3 protein-coding genes are annotated in these 5,295 nt (G+C 71.2%); 2 read left to right on the plus strand and 1 reads right to left on the minus strand.

Annotation, left to right across the window (positions count from 1 at the left end):
* The coding region (locus tag EAD98_RS01270) for an alkaline phosphatase (protein WP_233583669.1) at positions 1 to 1,644 on the plus strand (1,644 nt) is incomplete at its 5' end.
* 106 nt (positions 1,645 to 1,750) lie between these two features.
* Here the strand turns inward: EAD98_RS01270 and EAD98_RS01275 are convergent.
* A complete protein-coding gene (locus EAD98_RS01275; RefSeq protein WP_199723205.1) occupies positions 1,751 to 2,155 on the minus strand; it encodes a YjbQ family protein in 405 nt (134 codons plus the stop codon).
* Positions 2,156 to 2,388: 233 nt separating this feature from the next.
* Here EAD98_RS01275 and aceE point away from each other — a divergent pair, with 233 nt between their 5' ends.
* Positions 2,389 to 5,127, plus strand: a complete 2,739-nt coding sequence (gene aceE / locus EAD98_RS01280; protein ID WP_121652255.1) for a pyruvate dehydrogenase (acetyl-transferring), homodimeric type — start codon at positions 2,389 to 2,391, stop codon at positions 5,125 to 5,127.
* Positions 5,128 to 5,295: the final 168 nt, after the last annotated feature.

Here is a 5,295-nt window from a genome sequence, read left to right on the forward strand (position 1 = left end):
CTGTCCCGACGTACCATCCTGCTGTCCGGCGCCGCCCTCGGCGCCGCCGGCGCGGTCACCGGGCTGCCGGTGGCGGCCGGCGCGGCGGCGGCCCGCCGGCCGTTGGCCTACCCGTTCACCCTCGGCGCGGCCTCCGGCGACCCGGATCACGAGGGGTTCGTGCTGTGGACCCGACTGGCTCCGCAGCCGCTCGCCGAGGACGGCCTCGGCGGCATGCCGGACCGCGACGTGCCGGTGCACTGGGAGCTGGCCGCCGACGAGCGGTTCCGGCACATCGTGCGGCGCGGCGTCGCCGTCGCCCGCACCCGCTCGGCGCACAGCGTGCACGTGGAGCTGGCCGGCCTGCTGCCCGGCCGGGAGTACTTCTACCGGTTCCGCGCCGAGCGGCACCTCTCGTCGGTCGGGCGCACCCGCACCGCCCCGGCGCCGTGGACCATGCCCGCCGCGCTGGCGATGGGCTTCGCCTCCTGCTCCCAGTACGAGCACGGCTACTTCACCGCCTACCGGCGGCTGGCCGAGACCGAGCCGGAGCTGATCCTGCACCTGGGCGACTACCAGTACGAGTACGCCCCGGACACGTACACCGTCCCGGGTGGCAACCCGCGTGACCACGAGGGGCCGGAGACCCGGACGCTGGCCAACTACCGGCAGCGGCACGCCCAGTACAAGACCGACGCCGACCTGCAGGCCGCGCACGCGGTGGCGCCGTGGGTGGTCGTCTTCGACGACCACGAGGTGGAGAACAACTGGGCCGACGAGGCGCCGGAGGCGCCGGACCCGGAGTTCCCCGCCCGGCGGGCGGCGGCGTTCCAGGCGTACTACGAGAACATGCCGCTGCGGCGCACCTCGATCCCGCGCGGCATCGACATGCAGCTCTACCGGCGGGTCCGCTGGGGACGGCTGGCCACCTTCCACATGCTCGACACCCGGCAGTACCGCGACGACCAGGCCTGCGGCGACGGCTACGACGCCTGCCCGGCGGCCTCGGACCCGGCGCGGTCCATCACCGGCGCGGAGCAGGAGGCCTGGCTGCTGGACGGCTTCCGCCGTTCGGACGCCCGCTGGGACATCCTGGGCCAGCAGGTGTTCTTCGCCCAGCGGGACAACAACGCCGGCCCGCTCACCGTCACCAGCATGGACGCCTGGGACGGCTACGTCGCCTCCCGGGACCGGATCACCCGGGGCTGGCTGGCCGCCGGGGTACGCAACCCGGTGGTGCTGACCGGCGACGTGCACGCGCACTGGGCCAGCGACCTGAAGCTCGACTACGCCGACCCGACCTCGCGCACCGTCGGCACCGAACTGGTCTGCTCCTCGGTCACTTCGGGCGGCGACGGCGCGGACTCGGCGTCCGGGTCGCACCCGTGGTTCGGCTTCAACCCGCACCTGCGCTTCCAGAACAACCTGCGGGGGTACGTGCGCACCACGATCACCCCGGGGCAGCTCTCCGCCGACTTCGACGTGCTGCCGTACGTGAGTCGGCCGGGCTCGCCCGCGTACACCCGGGCCTCGTTCCTGATCGAGGACCGCGTGCCCGGCCTGCACCAGACGGCGGACAACCCGGTCCCGTCGGCTGCCCGAACCGCCGGGCCGTACGCGGACGCCGGCCAGCAGACCGTCCAGCAGGAGACTGCCCGCCCGTAACCTGCCGACGCCAGGATCCGCGCGACATCAGGGAACGTGCTGCCTCGGCCACGTGCTGAGGCGGCGACGTCCGGGATGTCGCGCGGATCCTGTGGCAGAAGGCGTGTCAGGCGGGGAGGAAGGAGAAGCGGACCTGGCGGGTCGGGTTGTCGCCGTTGGTGTCGACCAGGCACAGCGACTGCCAGGTGCCCAGCGCCAGGCGGCCCCCGAGCACCGGCAGCGTGGCGTACGGCGGGACGAACGCCGGCAGCACGTGGTCCCGGCCGTGGCCGGGCGAGCCGTGCCGGTGCCGCCAGCGGTCGTCGGTGGGGAGCAGCGCGTCCAGGGCGGTGAGCAGGTCGTCGTCGGAACCGGAGCCGGTCTCGATGATCGCCAGTCCGGCGGTGGCGTGCGGCACGAAGACGTGCAGCAGGCCGTCGCCCTCGCTGGAGACGAACCCCTGGGCCTCGGCGGTGATGTCCCGGACGGCCGGTCGGGACCCGGTCTGGACGGTGATCACGTCACTGCGCATACGTCGCATTCTGCCCCAGCGCCGGCTCGGGAGCCGTCGCCACCGCCACCCCGGCGGAGTCGCCCTCGCCGCCGCCGTCGCATGATCGGCCGACCCCGGTGCTCGTAGCGCTAAGTTACCGGCGGGTATCTGTGTCGCTCATCGCGTCGAGGGGACCTAGACGTGACGACGGGTGCCACCAGGGGGCAGGATGGCGCTAGAGACCTATCCCACACACAACCGAGGGAACGCCTGTGGCTACGGAACGCAAGCGCCCGGTGATCAGCGACGGCCTACCGAGCCAGCTTCCGGACATCGACCCTGAAGAGACCAGCGAATGGGTCGAGTCGCTTGATGGTGTCATTGACGAGCGAGGTGCCAAACGCGCCCGTTACGTCATGCTGCGCCTGCTGGAGCGGGCTCGCGAACGCCAGGTCGGGGTTCCGCCCCTGACCACCACCGACTACATCAACACCATCACTCCGGAGCGCGAGCCGTGGTTCCCGGGCGACGAGCACGTCGAGCGGCGGATCCGGGCCTACGTCCGGTGGAACGCCGCGATGCTGGTGCACCGGGCGCAGCGCCCGGAGATCGGTGTCGGCGGGCACATCTCCACCTTCGCCAGCTCGGCGTCGCTCTACGAGGTGGGCTTCAACCACTTCTTCCGGGGCAAGAACCACCCGGGCGGCGGCGACCAGATCTACTACCAGGGTCACGCTTCCCCCGGTATGTACGCGCGGGCGTTCCTGGAGGGGCGGCTCAGCGAGCACCAGCTCGACGGGTTCCGGCAGGAGCTGTCGCACCCGGGTGGTGGGCTGCCCTCGTACCCGCACCCGCGGTTGATGCCGGACTTCTGGGAGTTCCCCACCGTCTCGATGGGCCTCGGTGGCCTGAACGCGATCTACCAGGCCCGGTTCAACCGGTACCTGCAGCACCGCGGCATCAAGGACACGTCGCAGCAGCACGTCTGGGCGTTCCTCGGCGACGGTGAGATGGACGAGCCGGAGACGCTGGGCGCCATCGGCGTGGCCGCCCGCGAGGAGCTCGACAACCTCACCTTCGTGATCAACTGCAACCTCCAGCGTCTGGACGGCCCCGTCCGCGGCAACGGCAAGGTGATGCAGGAGCTGGAGGCGTTCTTCCGGGGCGCCGGCTGGAACGTCATCAAGGTGGTCTGGGGCCGGGAGTGGGACCCGCTGCTCGCCGCCGACACCGACGGCGCGCTGGTCAACCTCATGAACACCACGACCGACGGCGACTACCAGACCTACAAGGCGGAGTCCGGCGCGTACGTGCGGGAGCACTTCTTCGGCCGCGACCCGCGCACGCGCAAGATGGTCGAGCCGCTGAGCGACGACGAGATCTGGAACCTCAAGCGGGGTGGGCACGACTACCGCAAGCTCTACGCGGCCTACAAGGCGGCCACCGAGCACACCGGTCAGCCCACCGTCATCCTGGCGAAGACGATCAAGGGCTGGACGCTCGGCTCGCACTTCGAGGGCCGCAACGCGACCCACCAGATGAAGAAGCTGACGCTGGAGGACTTGAAGACCTTCCGCGACCGCCTCTACCTGGACATTCCGGACTCGGCGCTGGAGGAGAACCCCTACCTGCCGCCGTACTACCACCCGGGCGAGAAGTCCGAGGAGCTGGCGTACCTCAAGGAGCGGCGCGAGCAGCTCGGCGGCTACCTGCCGTCCCGGCGGAGCAGCACGAAGCGGCTGACCATCCCCGGCCCGGAACGGTTCGCCGACGTCAAGCGCGGCTCGGGCAAGCAGAAGGTGGCCACCACCATGGCCTTCGTCCGCCTGCTCAAGGACATCATGAAGGACAAGGAGTTCGGCAAGCGCTGGGTGCCGATCATCCCCGACGAGGCGCGCACCTTCGGCCTCGACTCGATCTTCCCGACCGCGAAGATCTACTCGCCGCACGGCCAGCGCTACACCTCCGTCGACCGGGAGCTGTTCCTGTCGTACAAGGAGTCGACGACCGGGCAGATCCTGCACGAGGGGATCAACGAGGCCGGCTCGGTCGCCTCGTTCACCGCCGCGGGCTCGTCGTACGCCACGCACGACGAGCCGATGATCCCGATGTACATCTTCTACTCGATGTTCGGGTTCCAGCGGACCGCCGACGGGCTGTGGGCGGCGGCGGACCAGATGGCGCGGGGCTTCCTGCTCGGCGCGACCGCGGGACGGACGACGCTCAACGGTGAGGGCCTCCAGCACGAGGACGGCCACTCGCTGCTGATCGCCGCCACCAACCCGGCGGTGGTCGCGTACGACCCGGCGTTCTCCTTCGAGATCGCGCACATCATGGAGAACGGCCTGCACCGGATGTACGGGGACGCGCAGGAGAACGTCCTCTACTACCTGACGGTCTACAACGAGCCGATCCTTCAGCCGGCGGAGCCGGCCGGGGTGGACGTGGAGGGCCTGCTCAAGGGCATCTACCGCTACTCGCCGGCACCGCAGGTCGACGGCCCGAAGGCCAACGTGCTCGCCTCGGGCACCGGCATGCAGTGGGCGCTCAAGGCCCAGCAGCTGCTCGCCCAGGACTGGGGAGTGGCCGCCGACGTCTGGTCGGTGACCTCCTGGACCGAGCTGCGCCGCGACGCGGTGGAGTGCGAGGAGTTCAACCTGCTCAACCCGGGCGCCGAGGCGAAGGTGCCGTACGTCCAGCAGAAGCTGGCCGACGCCGACGGGCCGAAGGTCGCGGTCAGCGACTGGATGCGCGCGGTGCCGGACCTGATCGCCCGCTGGGTTCCCGGCGACTACACGTCGCTCGGCACCGACGGCTACGGCATGTCGGACACCCGGCACGCGCTGCGCCGGCACTTCCACGTCGACGCCGAGTCGATCGTGGTCGCCACGCTGCGGCAGCTCGCCCGCAGCGGCGCGGTCGCGGCGACCGTGCCGGCCGAGGCCGCCAAGAAGTACGCGATCGACGACGTGAACGCCGCCCCGGTCGGCGAGACCGGCGGCGACAGCTGATCCAGCACGACCAAGGAAGGGCCCGGCGCGGTGCGCCGGGCCCTTTTTGGTGCACCCGCACCCTTGCCCCGCACTCCCGACCGACCGGGCGGACGGCGGTGAGATGAGGGCGGCGGCGGTCCGGGGTCCCTGGCGGGGACCCGGGGGCCACCGCCGGGGACCCCGGAC

Source organism: Micromonospora sp. CV4, assembly GCF_003667455.1.
In the GTDB taxonomy this organism is placed as follows: Bacteria; Actinomycetota; Actinomycetes; order Mycobacteriales; family Micromonosporaceae; genus Micromonospora.